The sequence below is a fragment of the Acidovorax sp. BL-A-41-H1 genome, assembly GCF_051942715.1.
Map to the genome: position 1 here is coordinate 1,728,690 of NZ_JBPVJQ010000003.1, position 16,484 is coordinate 1,745,173.

Sequence of the window (16,484 nt, forward strand, 5' to 3'; positions counted from 1 at the left end):
CCCGGTCCGGCCTGCGTGGCACGCCGGGGCCTTATCTGGCGGCGTTGTCGTAGGCGCAGCGGAAGCCGATGTAGACCACGTAGAAGTCGGCGGGTTTCCACTGCATGCCGGCCGCGCGCATTTGCTCAGGGCCGTACCACCACGAGCCTCCGGCCGTCAGCGCCTTGTCGGCCTCCCGGTCGGCCAGCCACTCCCACGCGTTGGCGCCCATGTCGTGCAGGCCGTTCACACCGCGCCGCGTGGTGGCCACGGGGGCCAGCCGGGGCCAGGGGTCGCTGCCGCTGGTGTTGGCGCCCGCGGGCGTGCCGCCGGTGGGGAAGGGGTAGGTCTGGCCCGCCTTCAAGCCACCGGCCACGCCCGGGCCCTGTTCGGTGTAGGCGGCCAGCGTCCATTCGGCGCGCGTGGGCAGGCGGCCGCCGGCGTGGCGGCAAAAGTCGCTGGCTTCCTGCCAGCTCACATGCACGGCGGGCCACTGCGGGCTGGCAGGCGCCTCGCCAAAGGGCTGGCGAAAGGTCCAGCCCGGGCGGCGCTCCCAGCCCTGGCCCCATTCAAAGCCGCCCCCTTCGCGCTCTGCCGCCGTGGTGCGGCCGGTGGCGCGGGCAAACTCGGCAAACTGCGCGATGCTGACCTCATTGCGGTCGATGGCAAAGCCGGGCAGGGCCACGGCATCGCGTGCGGTGGCGGAAAGCGCGGGCAGGGCGGCCAGTGCCGCAGCGCAGCAGGCCAGTGCCGTGGCAAGTCGGGGTGCGTTCATGGAGGCAAGGCCCTCGGAATGTGGCGCGGGGGTCAGTACACCAGCCGCTCGGGCCGGATCTCCTGCAGGATGGTGGTGGCGATCTCTTCGATCGACTTGGTGGTGGTGGACAGCCAGCGGATACCCGCGCGGCGCATCATGGCCTCGGCCTCGGCCACTTCGTTGCGGCAGTTGATCAGATCCGCGTATTTCGAGTTGGGCCGGCGCTCGCTGCGGATCTCCGACAGCCGCTCGGGGCTGATGGTCAGCCCGAAAATTTTCTTCTGGAACGGTACCAGCGCCGGTGGCAGCTGACGGCGCTCGAAATCTTCGGGAATCAGCGGGTAGTTGGCCGCCTTCAGGCCGCACTGCATGGCCAGGTAGAGGCTGGTGGGCGTCTTGCCGCTGCGGCTCACGCCGACCAGGATCACGTCGGCACCGGCCAGGTCGCGGTTGCTCTGGCCATCATCATGGGCCAGGCTGAAGTTGATGGCCTCGATGCGGTCGGTGTACTCCTTGCTGCGGCTCACATCCGAAAAGCGGCCCACGCGATGGTGCGACTTGATGCCCAGCTCTTCCTCCAGCGGGTGCACGAAGGTGCCGAACATGTCCAGCAGCATGCCCTTGCAGCCTTCCTGGATGACCTTGAGCACTTCCATATTGACCAGCGTGGTGAACACGATGGGCTTTTTGCCCTCGACCTCGGCGGTGTGGTTGATCTGGCGCACGGCCTGGTGGGCCTTGTCGGCCGTGTCGATGAAGGGCAGCCGCACATGGCGAGGCTTCATCTCGAACTGGGCCAGGATGGCGTTGCCGAAGGTTTCGGCGGTGATGCCGGTGCCGTCCGAGACGAAAAATACGGTGCGCGAGTGCATGGGGCCCCTTTTTGAAAGCGTCAGCCCGCTGCCAGAAGCCCGGGCCTACAATGCCTCGATTATCCAAATTCTTACCATGCACCGCGTCGGCCCACAACCACAACGACAAAGCCCCAGGCCGTGCATGGCCGCCTGCCAGAGGCCATCCAGGGCCCGGCACGCAGACCCGGTTTCAACTTCTGGAGCTTTCCCATGTCTGCACTTTTCAGCCCGACCGCCCTGGTCGTACCGTTTGAAAACCTGAGAATGACCGATGTCGAGTCGGTAGGCGGCAAAAACGCCTCCCTCGGCGAGATGATCTCCCAGCTGCCCCAGGGCGTGCGCGTGCCCACGGGTTTTGCCACCACCGCCCACGCGTTCCGCGAATTCCTGGCTTACGACGGCCTGGCCGACCGCATCAGCGCCAAGCTCAAGAGCCTGGACACCGAAGACGTGCGTGCCCTGGCGCAAGTGGGCGCCGAGATCCGCGCCATGGTCGAGGCCCAGCCTTTCCCGGCCGACCTGCAAAAAGCCATTGCCGACGAGTTTGCCAAGCTGAGCGCGGGCAACCCCAGCGCATCGTTTGCCGTGCGCTCGTCTGCCACGGCTGAGGATTTGCCCGACGCATCGTTCGCCGGCCAGCAGGAGACCTTCCTGAACGTGGTGGGCATCGAGGAAGTCATGCACAAGATGAAGGAAGTGTTCGCGTCGCTGTACAACGACCGCGCCATTTCCTACCGCGTTCACAAGGGCTTCGAGCACGACGTGGTGGCCCTGTCGGCCGGCGTGCAGCGCATGGTGCGCTCCGACTTGGGCGCCGCAGGCGTGATGTTCACCATCGACACCGAAAGCGGTTTTGAAGACGTGGTGTTCATCACCAGCAGCTACGGCCTGGGAGAAACCGTGGTGCAGGGCGCCGTGAACCCCGACGAGTTCTACGTGCACAAGCCCATGCTCAAGGCCGGCAAGAAGGCCGTGATCCGCCGCAATCTGGGTAGCAAGCTGATCCAGATGGTGTTCTCCACGCCCGAAGAAAAGGCCGCCTCTGGCCGCCTGGTCAAGACCATTGATGTGCCCACCGAGCAGCGCAACCGCTACTCGCTGACGGACGCCGATGTGGAACTGCTCGCCCAGTACGCGCTGGTGATCGAGCAGCACTACGGCCGCCCCATGGACATCGAGTGGGGCAAGGACGGCACCGACGGTCTGCTGTACATCCTGCAGGCCCGGCCCGAGACCGTGAAGAGCCAGGCCAAGGGCCAGGCCGAGCTGCGCTACAAGCTCAAGGGCCACGGCACCGTGCTGGCCGAAGGCCGCGCCATCGGCCAGAAGATCGGCACCGGCCCCGTGCGCCTCGTGCACAACATTTCCGAGATGGACAAGGTCCAGCCTGGCGATGTGCTGGTGACCGACATGACCGACCCCAACTGGGAACCCGTGATGAAGCGCGCCAGCGCCATCGTCACCAACCGCGGCGGGCGTACCTGCCACGCGGCCATCATTGCGCGCGAACTGGGCATCCCGGCAGTGGTGGGCTGTGGCGACGCGACCGAGCTGCTCAAAGACGGCACGCTGGTCACCGTGAGCTGCTCCGAGGGCGACACGGGCAAGATCTACGACGGTCTGCTCGAAACCGAAGTGACCGAGGTCCAGCGCGGCGAAATGCCCGCCATCAAGACCAAGATCATGATGAACGTGGGTAACCCCCAGCTGGCTTTTGACTTCTGCCAGCTGCCCAACGAAGGCGTGGGCCTGGCCCGGCTGGAGTTCATCATCAACAACAACATCGGCGTGCACCCCAAGGCCATCCTCGACTACCCGCAGATCGACGCTGACCTGAAGAAGGCGGTGGAATCCGTGGCCCGTGGCCATGCCAGCCCGCGCGCTTTCTACGTGGACAAGGTGGCCGAAGGCGTGGCCACCATTGCCGCTGCTTTCTGGCCCAAGCCCGTCATCGTGCGCCTGTCGGACTTCAAGTCCAACGAATACCGCAAGCTGATTGGCGGCAGCCGCTACGAGCCCGAGGAAGAAAACCCGATGCTGGGTTTCCGCGGTGCGGCACGCTACATCAGCGAAGACTTCGGCGAAGCCTTTGCGATGGAATGCGAGGCTTTGAAGCGCGTGCGCAATGACATGGGCCTGACCAATGTGCAGGTGATGGTGCCGTTTGTGCGCACGCTGGGCCAGGCCGAGCGCGTGACCAATCTGCTGGCCGCCCACGGCCTGCAACGCGGCAAGGACGACCTCAAGGTCATCATGATGTGCGAGGTGCCCAGCAACGCCATCCTGGCCGACCGCTTCCTCGAATTCTTCGACGGCTTCTCCATCGGCTCCAACGACCTGACCCAGCTTACCCTGGGCCTGGACCGCGACTCGGGCCTCGAGCTGCTGGCGCAGGACTTCGATGAGCGCGACCCAGCCGTGGAGGCGCTGATCCACCAGGCCATCAAGGCCTGCCTTGCGCAAGGCAAGTACGTGGGCATCTGCGGTCAGGGCCCCAGCGACCATCCCGACTTTGCACAGTGGCTGGCCAAGGAAGGCATTTCGTCGATCTCGCTCAATCCCGACAGCGTGATGGCGACCTGGCAGCAACTGGCTGCGGGCTGACCGCAGCACTGCCTGCCACGCGCAAAGCTTTCGCCGCCCTGGTGCCCGCGATGCCACCACCCGCGCCCACGCTGCTCCGCCAGTCGCACGACGCGGAGATGGCGGGGCCGTTTCCACCCGACCTGCATGACGTGCGGCACCTGCGCCTGAAGGCGTGGCTGCTGCTGGTGTGGGCGGTGGTGTCGTTCGGGGCGGCCTACTTTGCGCGCGATCTGCAGTTTGTGATGGCCGGTGGCTGGCCCTTTGGCTACTGGGTGGCCGCCCAGGGGGCCGTGCTGGTGTTTATAGCCATCGTGGTGGTGTACGCCTGGGCCATGAACCATTTCGAGCGGCAGGACGCCCGCCGCGCCGCCGAGGAGGCCGCTGCGGCGGCTGCGCTGGCGGATGCCGAGGCTGCTGCAGCAGCAGCGCAATCTGCCGTCATGCAAGGCGATGGCAGCGTCGATCCCGACGCCCTGTTGGCATCCCGCAAGGTCCGGCGTGATGCGTGAGCGCCGGCCCGCCACCGTGAAGGATGAGGAGCGCGCATACATGTGGCGCCTGCACCGCATCCTGGCACTCTATGTAGTGGGCGTGCTCGCTTTTTTGGCGCTGATGACCTGGGCCGAGCGCCAGGGCCTGTCGCGCCACTGGATCGGACCAATCTTTCTGTTTTTGACCGTGATGGTCTACGCCGGCATCGGCGTGTACGGCCGCACGTCCGACCCGGAGGACTACTACGTGGCCGGGCGGCGCATACCGCCCGTGTACAACGGCATGGCGTCTGCCGCCGACTGGATGAGCGCGGCGTCGTTCATCAGCCTCTCGGGCGCGCTGTACCTCCAAGGCTTTGCGGGCACGCCGGGGCAGGCGGGCGGGCTGGCCTACCTGCTGGGGTGGACGGGGGGCTTTTGCCTGGTGGCCATGCTGATCGCGCCGCACCTGCGCGCCATGGGGCTCTACACGGTGCCCGACTTCTTCCATGTGCGCTTTGGCGGGCGCTGGCCGCGCATCATTGCTGCGCTGGCGGCGGTGCTGTGCTCGTTCACCTATGTGGTGGCGCAAATCTATGGCGTGGGGCTGATCGCATCGCGCCTGACGGGCGTGCAGTTTGAGATCGGCATCATGCTGGGGCTGGGCGGCGTGCTGCTGTGCTCGTTTTTGGGGGGCATGCGCGCCATCACCTGGACGCAGGTGGCGCAGTACGTGGTGCTGTTGATGGCGTTCCTGATCCCGGTGTCGTGGCTGGCGTACAAGCAGCTGGGCAACCCGCTCGCCCCGCTGGTCTACGGCACCCAGATCGGCAAGATCGCCGACCTGGAGGCGCAACTGCTCGACTCGGCTGCAGAGCACCAGGTGATGCTGACGTACCTGCAGCGCGCGCGCGACCTGGAAGAGCGCCTGATGGACGTGGAGCTGGCGCTGGAGCGCGAGCGAGAAAAGGGCCGCGAGCGCATCCGCGCACTGCGTGCTGCCAATGCAGAGGTGGGCCTCATCGTCACGGCCAGCCGCGAGCTGAGCTCGCTGCCACGCGATGCTGCCGCTGCCCGAGAGCGCTGGACGCGCGAGATGCGCGAGAACTACGAACGGGCGCGCCCCTTGGGCGGCCTGCCGCAGCACAGCCAGGCCTACGCCGGTGACCCCAACGGTACGCCCCAGGAGCAGAGCGACTACGAGCTCTCGCGCCGCAACTTTCTGGCGCTGATGTTCTGCCTGATGGTGGGCACGGCGGGCCTGCCGCACCTGCTCACGCGCTACTACACATCCCCCACGGTCTCGGGCGCGCGGGCGTCGGTGGGGTGGTCGCTGTTCTTCATTGCGCTGCTGTACCTCAGCGCGCCGGCGCTGGCCGTGCTGGTCAAGTTCGAGGTCATGCAGAACCTGGTGGGCAGCAGCTTTGAGGCCTTGCCGACCTGGATGGCGCAGTGGGCCCGGGTGGACAGCTCGCTGCTGTCGGTGGAGGACGTCAACGGCGACGGCATCGTGCAGTTTGGCGAGATCCGGCTGGGCGCCGACCTCATCATGCTGGCCACGCCCGAGCTGGGCGGCCTGCCGTATGTGGTGTCGGGGCTGGTGGCCGCAGGCGGGCTCGCTGCGGCGCTGTCCACGGCCGATGGCTTGCTGCTGACCATCAGTAACGCCCTGGTGCGCGACCTGTACTTTCACGACCCGCAGCGCCGCGCGTCGCCCGAGCAGCGCGTGATCCTGACCAAGTTCACACTGCTCGCGGTGGCGCTGTCGGCCGCGTTCGTGGCGGCGCTCAAGCCGTCCGAAATCCTGCCCATGGTGTCGGCGTCGTTCTCGCTGGCAGCCTCGGCCTTTGTGCCTGCCATGGTGCTTGGCATCTTCTGGCGCGGCACCACCCGGCAAGGCGCGGTGGCGGGCATGCTGGGCGGGCTGGGCATTGCGGTGTACTACATGCTGTCGCACGTACAGGCGCTGCAATTTCTGCCCCGCTGGCTGATGGCCGACGGGCTGTGGTTTGGCATACAGCCGATATCTGCAGGCGTCTTTGGCGTGCCCTGCGGCGTGGCGCTCACGCTGCTGGTGAGCTGGATCACACGGCCTGCGCCACCGCAACCGGCAATACGCCTGGAGATGTAGCACCGCACTGATGCGCAGGCTGCACGGCGCTGTTAGCGCGTGGTGCAAGCCCTACCGGTGCGTGCGTTGGCAAAGCGGTTGCACCGCCTTGGTTACCGCGCATTCCCTGCACTGGGTGCCCTGCGCGCCGTTATGTGTAAACCCGGATTTGCACGGCGGCACAAACATGGGATTCTTGGCGTGGAACGCTGTTATCGTGGCAGCACCCACCATTGCTCACATTCAGGAGACTCATGGTTCTCGTCAAGACCCAGGCTGGACAGGAAGCGCTCAAAGACCGGCACGGAAGTCTCAGTTCGCGTCAACGCTCGGCCTTTATCCTTTTTGATGGCAAGCGCAGTACGGCCGAGATCCTGGCGGCCACTGCGGCCATGGGCATCACGCAGACCGATGTGCAGGCCATGATCGACCAGGGCCTGCTGGTGTCGCTGTCGGGTCAGCCGCCTGCACCGGCACCTGCCGCCAGCGGGGCAGACGCTCCCGCCGTCGGCAGCGATGCCGGTGACTCGGGCCGGTCGGCCGTCGACCGCTACAAGGACGCGTACCCGATTGCCACCGCACTCACCGCCGAACTGGGCTTGCGCGGGTTCCGCCTGAACCTGGCGGTGGAGGGCGCTGGCAGCTTTTCAGACCTGTCGGCCCTGGCCCCCAAGATCCGCGAGGCCGTGGGCGATGCAAAGTTTGCCCGGCTGGAAAAAGCGCTGTTTGGATGAGCCTGGGGGCTTCCATTGCCCTGCGGCGCGCTAGATAACGTGCACCCATGAAAAAAGCGGCTTGAAGCCGCTTTTTTCATGGGGTCTGGCGCCGCAGGCGCCGCCGTTCAGCGGCCGACCTTGAGCAGTTCCACGTCGAACTTCAGCGTGGCATTGGGCGGGATCACGCCGCCAGCGCCACGGGCGCCGTAGCCCAGGGCGGCAGGGATGATCAGCGTGCGCTGGCCGCCCACCTTCATGCCCTGCACGCCTTCGTCCCAGCCCTTGATGACCATGCCGCCGCCCAGCGAGAACTGAAACGGGTCATTGCGGTCGCGGCTGGAGTCGAACTTGGCACCTTGCTGGCCGTCGTTGTAGAGCCAGCCGGTGTAGTGCACCGACACGTTCTGGCCCTTGGTGGCTTCTGCGCCTTCACCGACAACGGTGTCTTCGTATTGCAGGCCGGAGGCTGTGGTCTGGATTGCCATGGTGGTGTCTTCTTTTCAAAAAATGGATGCTGCAGCGACTGCTGCAATATTGATAGCTACCAGTGCTTATGAGACGTGCGCCTGGAGCACATTTGGCGTAAAAAAGGACCTGGAAGGCCCTTTGGACGCCGGCTGCGGCCCCTACACCGGAGGGCGGGGCGCCGGCTCTGGCTCAGGCCTTCTTGGCCCGGCCTGCCACCCAGCGGGTGGCAAAGGCCTGCACGTCCGACAGGCGCTTGAGCAGGTCTGTGCCCGACGGCGTGACGGTGTAGCCGTCGCTGCCGTGGTCCAGGAAACCGGCTTCGCGCAGTTCCTTGATGCGGGTGTTCAGGGTGTTGGGCGTGATGCCGCCGACGCTGTCCTGCAGCAGGCGGAAGGTCTGGGGATGGCCGTCCTTCAGGGCCCAGAGCACGCGCAGCGCGTAGCGGCATTCGAGCCGCTCAAACAACTGGTTGATGGCGGCATTCTCTTTGGAGCTCATGGACGCTTCTCCTATCGCAAGTGTTGGGTCATGTTCATTCGGGTGGCCCGTGCCGCGCCCGCTAGTGCGTTCCGACTATAGCGCGGAACCGATTTTGCTACAAGTTTGGTAGCTCGGAACACACACCACACATGCGTGAAGCCCTGAAATTGACAATCTCTGGCTGCAAATTGTTGCAACTCGGCCACGGGGGCATGGGCGCGGGCCCCTGGGCTGCTAAACGCTGCTGTGCCCCGCCCGCCGCAGGTGCTCCACCAGCAGCCGGGCCGCGGGCGACAGCGCCTGCGCATCGCGGTAGCAGATGGCAAAGCGCCGCTGGGCCCAGGCGTCGCTCAGCGGTACCACGCGCACCGGTGCGGTGTCGGCAAACGGCTGTGCCACCTCCGCAGGCACCACGCTGATCGCCAGGTTGGCCCGCACCACGCGCAGCGCCGCGTCGAAGTTGGACACCAGCACGCGGTGCGTGAGCAGCTTGCCCTCCACCGCCGCCGCGCGGGCCAGCAGCACCTGCACGGCGCTCAGGGCGGGCATGCTCACGAACTCATGGTCCAGCACATCGGCAAAGCGCACCGATGCCAGCTGCGCCACAGGGTGCGATGCGTGCGCCACCACGGCCAGGTGGTCGTGCCGGTAGCCGCAGGTGGCTAGGCCCGACAGGTCGGCCGCGTCCCAGCAGATGCCCACCGATGCGCTGCCGTCGCGAATGCCCTGCACCACGTCGGGGCTCACGCGTTCTTCCATGCTCACCTGGATGTCGCGGTGGGCCGGGTTCTGCAAAAAGGCAGCCACGTCATCGGCCAGCGATTCGGCCATGACGGATGCGGTGACCAGCATGCGCACATGGCCCCGCGTGCCGGTGGCATAGGCGGCCATGTCGCGCTCGATCTGTGCGGCGCTCGCCAGCATGGCCAGCGCGTGTTCACGCAGTGTTTCGCCCGCCGGCGTGGGCACCACGCCGCGGCGCTTGCGCACCAGCAGCGGCGTGCCCACCGCGTCTTCCAACTGCGCCAGCCGCTTGCTGATGGCCGAGCCCACAATGGCCTCCTGCTCGGCCACGCGGGCAATGCTGCGCTGCTCGCACACGGCGGCAAACAGGCGAAGGGTCAGCAGGTCAAGGTCGCGCATGGCTGGCAGATTAGATGTTCCGGTTGGGAATGTTAAGGCTTCCCAAATATCGTTACGCGCAGGTTTGGGAATTTCTAAAATCCGTGAATACGTTCAAACCCTCTCGCTGCACGTTCGCCCATCACCCTTTGCCCGTCTGCCGCCCATGACATCGACGCCATCGCCAGCATCCTCCTTCTCCACCGCTGATGGAGCAGCCGCGCCGGTGCGCGCTCCCGCCGGACCCAGCGCGGCGGTGGTGCGCGAAGTAGGCTTGCGCGACGGACTGCAGAGCATTGCGACTGTGGTCGCCACCGCCCACAAATTGGCGTGGGTCGATGCGGCCTACGCCGCAGGCCAGCGCGAGATCGAGGTCGGCTCCTTCGTGCCCGCCCGGCTGCTGCCCCAGCTGGCCGACACCGCCGAGGTGCTGGCCCATGCCCTCACGCTGCCGGGCCTGCAGGCATCGGTGCTGGTGCCCAACCTGCGCGGTGCCGAAGCCGCCATGGCCGGTGGCGCGCACCTGATGGTGGTGCCGCTGTCGGCCAGCCACGCGCACAGCGTGGCCAACCTGCGCAAGACGCCGGACGAGGTGGTGTCCGAGGTGGCGCGCATCCGCGCCGTACGCGATGCCAGCGGCAGCCGTACGCTGATCGAGGGTGGCGTGGGCACGGCGTTTGGCTGCACGCTGCAGGGCGAGGTGGCCCAGGCCGAGGTGCTGCGCCTGATGCAGGCGCTGCTGGATGCCGGCGCCGACCGCGTGAGCCTGGCCGACACCGTGGGCTTTGCCGACCCAGCATCGGTGGACCGCCTGTTCACCGCCGCCCGTGCCCTGGTGGGCGACCGTCTGTGCTGCGCACATTTCCACGACACGCGCGGCATGGGGCTGGCCAATGCCTACGCTGCCTGGCAGACCGGCGTCACGCGGTTTGATGCCTGCCTGGCCGGCATCGGCGGCTGCCCGCACGCGCCGGGTGCCAGCGGCAACGTCACCACTGAAGACCTGGTCTACATGCTCGAACGCATGGGCGTGGCCACCGGCATCGACGTCTCGGCACTGCTGGCATTGCGCAGCCGCGTGGCTCGCTGGCTGGCGGGCGAAACCCTGCACGGCGCACTCTGGCAGGCGGGCCTGCCGCGCTTGCAAGGGGTGGCCGCCATTGCGCAGCCCTGCGAAGCGGCACACTGAACGCACATCCGTACGGCACGGCTTGCCTTGTCATCGCTTGATCAGGCCCTGCACCCGCGCCACGCACCCAACCCGTCTGTCCATCCATGAACGCTTCAGAAACCCCCTTCACTTCAACGCCTTCGTCCACATTGGGTGCTGACGCTGCTCCGCCACGCGCGCTGCCGCTGGCTGGCCTGCGCGTGGTCGAGTTCACCCACATGGTGATGGGCCCCACCTGCGGCATGGTGCTGGCCGACCTGGGGGCTGAAGTCATCAAGGTGGAGCCAGTGGAGGGCGACCGCACGCGCCATCTGCTGGGCGCGGGCGCGGGGTTCTTCCCCATGTTCAACCGCAACAAGAAGAGCATTGCGCTGGACCTGCGAAGGCCCGAAGGCCTAGAGGTGGCGCGCAAGCTCGCGGCGTCGGCCGATGTGGTGGCGCAGAACTTCAAGCCCGGCGTGATGACCAAGTACGGCCTGGACTACGCCGCGCTGAGCGCCCTCAATCCGCGCCTCATCTACGTGAACCACACCGGCTTTCTGCCCGGCCCCTACGAGCACCGCACGGCGCTCGACGAAGTGGTGCAGATGATGGGCGGCCTGGCTTACATGACCGGCCGGCCCGGCGACCCGCTGCGCGCGGGCAGCAGCGTGAACGACATCATGGGCGGCATGTTCGGTGCCATCGGCGCCATGGCCGCACTGATGCAGCGTGGCATCACCGGGCGCGGGCAGGAGGTGGACTCGGCCCTGTTCGAGAACAACGTGTTCCTGGTGGGCCAGCACATGATGCAGTACGCCGTCACGGGCCAGCCTGCGGCGCCCATGCCCGACCGCATCTCGTCGTGGGCGCTGTACGACGTGTTCAGCGTGAAGGACGGCGAACAGATCTTTCTGGCCGCGGTGAGCGATGCGCAGTGGGTCACCTTCTGCGATGCGCTGGGCTTTGCCGACCTGAAGGCCGACCGGCGGCTGGCCACCAACAACGACCGTGTGCGCGCCCGCCCCACGCTGATGCCCGACCTGCGTGCGCGCCTGGCCGCCTACAGCGCAGCCGAGCTGGCCGCCGTGTTTGAAAAGCACGGTCTGCCTTTTGCTCCCATCTCGCGGCCCGAGCAGTTGCTGGACGACCCGCACCTGAACGCCACCGGCGGCCTGGCCGACATCACGCTGCCCGATGGCGAGCGCGCCGGGCAGACCGCCCGCACCACGCTGCTGCCCGTGGCCATGGACGGCCGGCGCCTGGGCGTGCGCCTGCATCCGCCCGTGCTGGGGCAGCACACCGCCGAGCTGCTGCAGGAGCTGGGTTACACCCCCGAGCAGGTGGCCGCGCTGCGCAGCAGCCGCGCCGTGGCCTGACCAGCGCCCACGCGGCGCCCACAGCGCCGCGATCCGACACCACAACGACAACGGAGACAAACCCAATGCCACGCACCACCGATTTCTCGCAGCGTTTCCTCACTGAATCTTCGCCATGCCACCCGGGGCCAGCCGCCCCTGCGAGCGGCGCTGGCACGCTGCACCGACGCACGGTACTGGCAACGCTGGCCGCCACGGCAGCCGGCCTGGCCGCCCCTGGTGCAGCCTGGGCCCAGGCCGCCAGCGACCGCCCGCTGCGCCTGGTCTTGCCCGTCAGCGCCGGCTCGGGGGTGGACGGGCTGGCCCGCGCGTTCGGGCCGGGCCTGGGCAAGGCGCTGGGCCGCGGCGTGGTGATCGAAAACTTTCCGGGCGCGGGCGGCATCACCGGCACGTCGGTGATCGTCAAGGCACCCAAGGACGGATCGGTGCTGGGCATGGTGTCCAACAACCATGTGGTCAACCCCAGTGTCTACAAGAACATCCCGTACGACGCGGTGCAGGACATCACGCCCATCACCGTCATCGGGGCGACCCCGTTCGTGCTCGTGGCGCACCCCTCGGTGGCCGCGAAAAACGTGCGCGAGCTGATCGCACTGGCCAAGGCGCAGCCCGGCACGCTCAACTACGGCTCGTCGGGCAACGGCACCATCCTGCACCTGGCGGCCGAGATGTTTGTGCACGAGGCCCAGGTGGACATCAAGCACATCCCCTATCGTGGCATGGGCCCGCTCACGGCCGACGTGCTGGGCGGGCAGATCCAGATGGCGTTCATTGCCGTGGCCGTGGCCGCGCCGCATGTGAAGGCGGGCACGCTCAAGGCCATCGGGCTGTCGTCCACCACGCGCTCGCCGCTGTTGCCCGACCTGGCCACCATTGCCGAGCAAGGCCTGCCGCAATACGCGCTGGATGGCTGGGTGGCCATGGTCGGCCCCGCGGGGCTGCCCAAGGCCGAGGCCGAGCGCGTGCACCAGGCCGTGGTGTCTGCGCTGGCTGTGCCCGAGATTCGCGATGCGCTGCTGGCCCAGGGCTACCAGTTGCAGGCCACCGCGCCCGAGCCCACGGCGGCGTTTTTCCGGACCGAAGTGGCGCGCATGGCGCGGCTAGTCAAGCAGTCAGGGCTGAAGATCGACTGAGGAATGGGTGCGTACCTTACAGTCGGTGTAAATGCTATAAAAATAATAGCTGTCAGGCATGATTCCACTAGCACCTCAGCACTAAAACGCTTGAAATCAGGCTGCGGGGTGCCCGCAGGGCGCTGCCCTGACCGGCCGCGCCACGCTCCCAGTGCATGCCCGCGCGGCTTTGCAGGCCGGGTATGCCGCAGGGTTTAGCCCGACTACCCGGGTGACGACTGTGAGGGCGGCGGCAGGGCGGGGGCGCCAGCGCCCTGGCGCAGGCGGAACACCTGTACGGCCTGCACCAGTTGGCGGGCCTGCCCGCTCAGGCTGCCTGCGGCGGCAGCGCTTTCTTCCACCAGCGCAGCGTTCTGCTGCGTGGTTTCGTCCATGCGCACGATGGCCTGCGTCACGCGCAGCATGTCGCGCGTCTGCTCGGCGCTCGCCTGGCTGATCTCTTCCATCAGCGCGCTCACGCCCTGGATGGACGTGACCACCTCGGCCATGGTGGTCCCCGCGTTGCGCGCCAGGTCGGAGCCCGCCTGCACGCGCTCCACGCTGGTCTGGATGAGCTGGCGGATCTCGCGGGCAGCGTCGGCGCTGCGCGTGGCCAGGTTGCGCACCTCGCTGGCCACCACGGCAAAGCCGCGGCCCTGCTCGCCAGCACGCGCAGCCTCCACGGCAGCATTCAGCGCCAGGATGTTGGTCTGGAACGCGATGGAGTCGATCACGCCGATGATGTCGGCAATGCGGCGCGAGCTGTCCTGGATTCCCTGCACCACCTCCACCATCTGCGTCACCACGCTGCCGCCGCGTTGCGCTACCTGCGCACCGTTGCGGGCCAGCTCATTGGCGCGCAGGGCGCTCGATGCGTTCTGCTGTACTGTGGACTGCAGTTGCTGCATGGACGATGTGGTTTCGTCGAGCGACGAGGCCTGCTCTTCGGTGCGGTGGCTCAGGTCGGCATTGCCCTGTGCGATCTCGGCGCTGGCACTGGCCACGCCCTCGGCGCTGATGCGCACGCCCGACACCACATTCTGCAGGTTGTCCTGCATGGCGCGCAGCGCCTGCAGCAGGCGGGCCGGCTCGTCGTTGCCGTTGACCACAATGGTCGTGGTCAGGTCGCCCGCAGCCACCTTGTTGGCCAGCGACACCGCCACGCGCAGCGGCCGCACCACCGAACGCGTGAGCAGCAGGCCCGCCACGGCCCCCAGTGCGGTGACCAGCGCCAGCGCCACCAGGCTGCTGACCAGCGCACGCTGCGCATCGCGCGCCGCATCGCGGGCAATGGCGGCGCTGCTGGCCGCCACCTGCTCGCTCAGTGCCGTGAGCAGCCGCGCCGGACCCTGGTCGATATCGGCCACGTCGGCATCGCCTGCGGCGGGCACGAAGCCCAGCGACTGGAACACCTCAAAGCCCTTGCGGTAGCCCTGGGCCATGTCGGCGTGCGCCGCCGTGAATTTTTGCAGCGCAGCCTGCTCGGCGGGGTCGGCCAGCTGCGGCTTGAGGGCGCTGGCGGCATCGGCCACGCGCTTTTCGCTGGCCTGGAAGGCCGCCCAGTGCAGTTCACGCTTGCGCGAGTCCTCGCCGCGCAGCAGCGTGTTCTTCCACTCCAGCACCTGCGTCTTGAAGTCGCTTTCCATGCGGCTCACGGCGCGCTCCTGCGCCACACGCTGCTGCACGGTGGTGTCGTACGTGTTCAGGCTGCGGTACAGCGCCGCAATGCCGAACAGGGCGGCACCCAGCAGCAGGGCCAGCACCAGGCCCAGCGCGGTCGCCATGCGGGCGCCAATGGAATGGTTGGACATGATGTTCATCAAAAGCTCCTCGCTTTGCAGGGAAGGGGGCGCCAGCCGGGCGCTGGCTCTTGAGCGGGGCCACACGCGGTGGCCGCCGCCGGGTTCAGGCCTTCAGCTTGAGCAGGTACACCATCACCCGCGCGGTGGTCAGGTCCAGCTCCATGAACTCCGCCAGGTCCTTGCCGGTCAGCCATGATGGCTCCCAGCGGTTTTGCTTGAGCGTGCGGGCCCACGACTCGTGGCGCGCTGCTGCGTCGATGGCGGCCAGCATCTCGGCCGTGCGCGCAGGCAGCACGCCCTTGCCGGTGAACACGCCGCGCCAGTTGGCCATCACCGCATCCACACCCTGATCGCGCAGCGCGGGTATGCCAAACGCGGCCCGGCGGGACGATACGCCCACAGCCCGCAGCTTGCCAGCCGCGATGGCATCGGCGAACTCGCTGTAGCCCGACAGGCCCACCGCCGCGTTGCCCGACACCACGGCCTCGACCACCTCGGCACCGCCAGCAAAGGGCTTGTAGACCAGCGCCTCGGGGCTGGCTTTGGCGGCCCGCGCCAGCACGCCGGCGTACATGTGGTCCACACCACCCGCGGAGCCCCCGGCCACGGGCATCGCCTTCAGGTCGGCCCGCATGGCATCGGCCAGGTCCTTGCCGGTCTTGATGGGGGAGTTGGCTGCCACCGCAGCCACCAGGTAGTCGCTGGTCAGGCGCGCGAGCGGCTGCACCTGCGTCATATCTACAGCGGGCTTTTGCAGCGCCACCGCGCCCACCATCACCATGCCTCCCATCAGCAGGGTGTTGGGATCGTTGCTGTACTTCTCGGCGTATTTGGCCAGGCCGATGGTGCCGCCCTTGCCGCCGATATTTTCGTATTCCACCTGCTCGGCCGCGCCCACGGCCAGCAGCGCGGCGCCCAGCGCGCGGCCGGTCTGGTCCCAGCCGCCCCCGGGGTTGGCCGGGATGACGATGCGCAGCGTGCCAGCCAGGCGCGGGGCCTTGGCCGCAGACGGTGCTGCGCCCGTGCGCTGCGGCGCGGCAGCGGCCGGCGTCTGTGCCCAGGCCAGGGGGCTGGCGGTGCCCCACGCGGTTGCCGCGAGAGCTGCGAAGGTCAGTGCCTTGCGGCGGTCGATGGAGGTCATGGAAAGCCTTGTGGTGAAAGGTCGCTGGGGGGCCGCGCCAGCCGTGCACGGGCCTGCGGGGCTTGCTGGCAAACCGGGTCGTTGCCTTTGCAGTGCTGCACGGCGGCCGGCTTCTGGAGCCGGAATAAGTGCTTTTACGTACCCGTGGGGCCGATGGTCGAGGTTCAAACTGTCAAAGCGCTGTCGCTGGTCTCAGGGTTAACCAGCAGGCCATGATGAAGGTGGCCCACGACGCGGAGATGACGGCACTGCCGCAGTGCCCGCGGCAGTGCAGCGATTCGCGCCACGCCTGCGCGCTGTTGCACAGGCGTAAAAAAGCCCGCCCGTGCAATGCAGAGGCGGGCTGATCAGGCGCAGG

General features: G+C 67.5%; 13 protein-coding genes and 1 pseudogene. 7 read left to right on the forward strand and 7 right to left on the reverse strand.

What is annotated here, in order from left to right:
- Positions 1 to 31: 31 nt before the first annotated feature.
- Positions 32 to 754, reverse strand: a complete 723-nt coding sequence (locus tag ACTPOI_RS08720; RefSeq protein ID WP_440108191.1) for a formylglycine-generating enzyme family protein — start codon at positions 752 to 754, stop codon at positions 32 to 34.
- Positions 755 to 786: 32 nt separating this feature from the next.
- Positions 787 to 1,608: a posphoenolpyruvate synthetase regulatory kinase/phosphorylase PpsR gene (gene ppsR, locus ACTPOI_RS08725; protein WP_300458768.1), complete on the reverse strand. Its 822-nt coding sequence runs from the start codon at positions 1,606 to 1,608 to the stop codon at positions 787 to 789.
- 192 nt (positions 1,609 to 1,800) lie between these two features.
- Here ppsR and ppsA point away from each other — a divergent pair, with 192 nt between their 5' ends.
- The 4 genes and pseudogenes from ppsA (at position 1,801) to ACTPOI_RS08745 (ending at position 7,490) form a co-directional block, all read left to right on the forward strand.
- The gene (gene ppsA, locus ACTPOI_RS08730) at positions 1,801 to 4,194 is read left to right on the forward strand and encodes a phosphoenolpyruvate synthase (RefSeq protein WP_440108192.1); all 2,394 of its coding nucleotides are present in this window, start codon (positions 1,801 to 1,803) and stop codon (positions 4,192 to 4,194) included.
- A 50-nt stretch (positions 4,195 to 4,244) separates the two neighbouring features.
- Positions 4,245 to 4,571 (forward strand): annotated as a pseudogene (locus tag ACTPOI_RS08735) (DUF4212 domain-containing protein); the annotation flags it as partial.
- 106 nt (positions 4,572 to 4,677) lie between these two features.
- The gene (locus tag ACTPOI_RS08740; RefSeq protein ID WP_440108193.1) at positions 4,678 to 6,777 is read left to right on the forward strand and encodes a VC_2705 family sodium/solute symporter; all 2,100 of its coding nucleotides are present in this window, start codon (positions 4,678 to 4,680) and stop codon (positions 6,775 to 6,777) included.
- Between the two features lie 233 nt (positions 6,778 to 7,010).
- On the forward strand, positions 7,011 to 7,490 hold the full coding sequence (locus tag ACTPOI_RS08745) for a hypothetical protein (protein WP_440108194.1): 480 nt from the start codon (positions 7,011 to 7,013) through the stop codon (positions 7,488 to 7,490).
- Between the two features lie 107 nt (positions 7,491 to 7,597).
- Here the strand turns inward: ACTPOI_RS08745 and ACTPOI_RS08750 are convergent, their stop codons facing one another.
- The 3 genes from ACTPOI_RS08750 to ACTPOI_RS08760 form a co-directional block, all read right to left on the reverse strand.
- Positions 7,598 to 7,957: an FKBP-type peptidyl-prolyl cis-trans isomerase gene (locus tag ACTPOI_RS08750; protein WP_069105287.1), complete on the reverse strand. Its 360-nt coding sequence runs from the start codon at positions 7,955 to 7,957 to the stop codon at positions 7,598 to 7,600.
- A gap of 172 nt (positions 7,958 to 8,129) precedes the next feature.
- Positions 8,130 to 8,438 carry a winged helix-turn-helix transcriptional regulator gene (locus ACTPOI_RS08755; protein WP_069105288.1) on the reverse strand — a complete coding sequence of 103 codons (309 nt, stop codon included), beginning with the start codon at positions 8,436 to 8,438 and terminating at the stop codon, positions 8,130 to 8,132.
- Between the two features lie 216 nt (positions 8,439 to 8,654).
- Positions 8,655 to 9,563: a LysR family transcriptional regulator gene (locus ACTPOI_RS08760; RefSeq protein WP_440108195.1), complete on the reverse strand. Its 909-nt coding sequence runs from the start codon at positions 9,561 to 9,563 to the stop codon at positions 8,655 to 8,657.
- A gap of 145 nt (positions 9,564 to 9,708) precedes the next feature.
- Between ACTPOI_RS08760 and ACTPOI_RS08765 the strand changes: the two genes are divergently transcribed.
- The 3 genes from ACTPOI_RS08765 (at position 9,709) to ACTPOI_RS08775 (ending at position 13,204) form a co-directional block, all read left to right on the forward strand.
- A complete protein-coding gene (locus tag ACTPOI_RS08765) occupies positions 9,709 to 10,731 on the forward strand; it encodes a hydroxymethylglutaryl-CoA lyase (protein ID WP_440108196.1) in 1,023 nt (340 codons plus the stop codon).
- A 200-nt stretch (positions 10,732 to 10,931) separates the two neighbouring features.
- Positions 10,932 to 12,071, forward strand: a complete 1,140-nt coding sequence (locus tag ACTPOI_RS08770; RefSeq protein ID WP_440108297.1) for a CaiB/BaiF CoA transferase family protein — start codon at positions 10,932 to 10,934, stop codon at positions 12,069 to 12,071.
- 65 nt (positions 12,072 to 12,136) lie between these two features.
- Positions 12,137 to 13,204 carry a tripartite tricarboxylate transporter substrate binding protein gene (locus ACTPOI_RS08775; protein WP_440108197.1) on the forward strand — a complete coding sequence of 356 codons (1,068 nt, stop codon included), beginning with the start codon at positions 12,137 to 12,139 and terminating at the stop codon, positions 13,202 to 13,204.
- 203 nt (positions 13,205 to 13,407) lie between these two features.
- On the opposite strand, the gene ACTPOI_RS08780 is transcribed toward ACTPOI_RS08775, so the two are convergent.
- Both ACTPOI_RS08780 and ACTPOI_RS08785 read right to left on the reverse strand, forming a co-directional pair.
- The gene (locus tag ACTPOI_RS08780) at positions 13,408 to 15,003 is read right to left on the reverse strand and encodes a methyl-accepting chemotaxis protein (RefSeq protein ID WP_440108198.1); all 1,596 of its coding nucleotides are present in this window, start codon (positions 15,001 to 15,003) and stop codon (positions 13,408 to 13,410) included.
- Positions 15,004 to 15,088: 85 nt separating this feature from the next.
- A complete protein-coding gene (locus tag ACTPOI_RS08785) occupies positions 15,089 to 16,126 on the reverse strand; it encodes a Bug family tripartite tricarboxylate transporter substrate binding protein (RefSeq protein ID WP_440108199.1) in 1,038 nt (345 codons plus the stop codon).
- Positions 16,127 to 16,484: the final 358 nt, after the last annotated feature.

Bases quoted from the DNA above. Each gene is read 5' to 3' on its own strand.
- ACTPOI_RS08720 (WP_440108191.1), bottom strand. From the start codon at position 754: ATGAACGCACCCCGACTTGCCACGGCACTGGCCTGCTGCGCTGCGGCA.
- ppsR (WP_300458768.1), bottom strand. From the start codon at position 1,608: ATGCACTCGCGCACCGTATTTTTCGTCTCGGACGGCACCGGCATCACC.
- ppsA (WP_440108192.1), top strand. From the start codon at position 1,801: ATGTCTGCACTTTTCAGCCCGACCGCCCTGGTCGTACCGTTTGAAAAC.
- ACTPOI_RS08740 (WP_440108193.1), top strand. From the start codon at position 4,678: ATGCGTGAGCGCCGGCCCGCCACCGTGAAGGATGAGGAGCGCGCATAC.
- ACTPOI_RS08745 (WP_440108194.1), top strand. From the start codon at position 7,011: ATGGTTCTCGTCAAGACCCAGGCTGGACAGGAAGCGCTCAAAGACCGG.
- ACTPOI_RS08750 (WP_069105287.1), bottom strand. From the start codon at position 7,957: ATGGCAATCCAGACCACAGCCTCCGGCCTGCAATACGAAGACACCGTT.
- ACTPOI_RS08755 (WP_069105288.1), bottom strand. From the start codon at position 8,438: ATGAGCTCCAAAGAGAATGCCGCCATCAACCAGTTGTTTGAGCGGCTC.
- ACTPOI_RS08760 (WP_440108195.1), bottom strand. From the start codon at position 9,563: ATGCGCGACCTTGACCTGCTGACCCTTCGCCTGTTTGCCGCCGTGTGC.
- ACTPOI_RS08765 (WP_440108196.1), top strand. From the start codon at position 9,709: ATGACATCGACGCCATCGCCAGCATCCTCCTTCTCCACCGCTGATGGA.
- ACTPOI_RS08770 (WP_440108297.1), top strand. From the start codon at position 10,932: ATGGTGATGGGCCCCACCTGCGGCATGGTGCTGGCCGACCTGGGGGCT.
- ACTPOI_RS08775 (WP_440108197.1), top strand. From the start codon at position 12,137: ATGCCACGCACCACCGATTTCTCGCAGCGTTTCCTCACTGAATCTTCG.
- ACTPOI_RS08780 (WP_440108198.1), bottom strand. From the start codon at position 15,003: ATGAACATCATGTCCAACCATTCCATTGGCGCCCGCATGGCGACCGCG.
- ACTPOI_RS08785 (WP_440108199.1), bottom strand. From the start codon at position 16,126: ATGACCTCCATCGACCGCCGCAAGGCACTGACCTTCGCAGCTCTCGCG.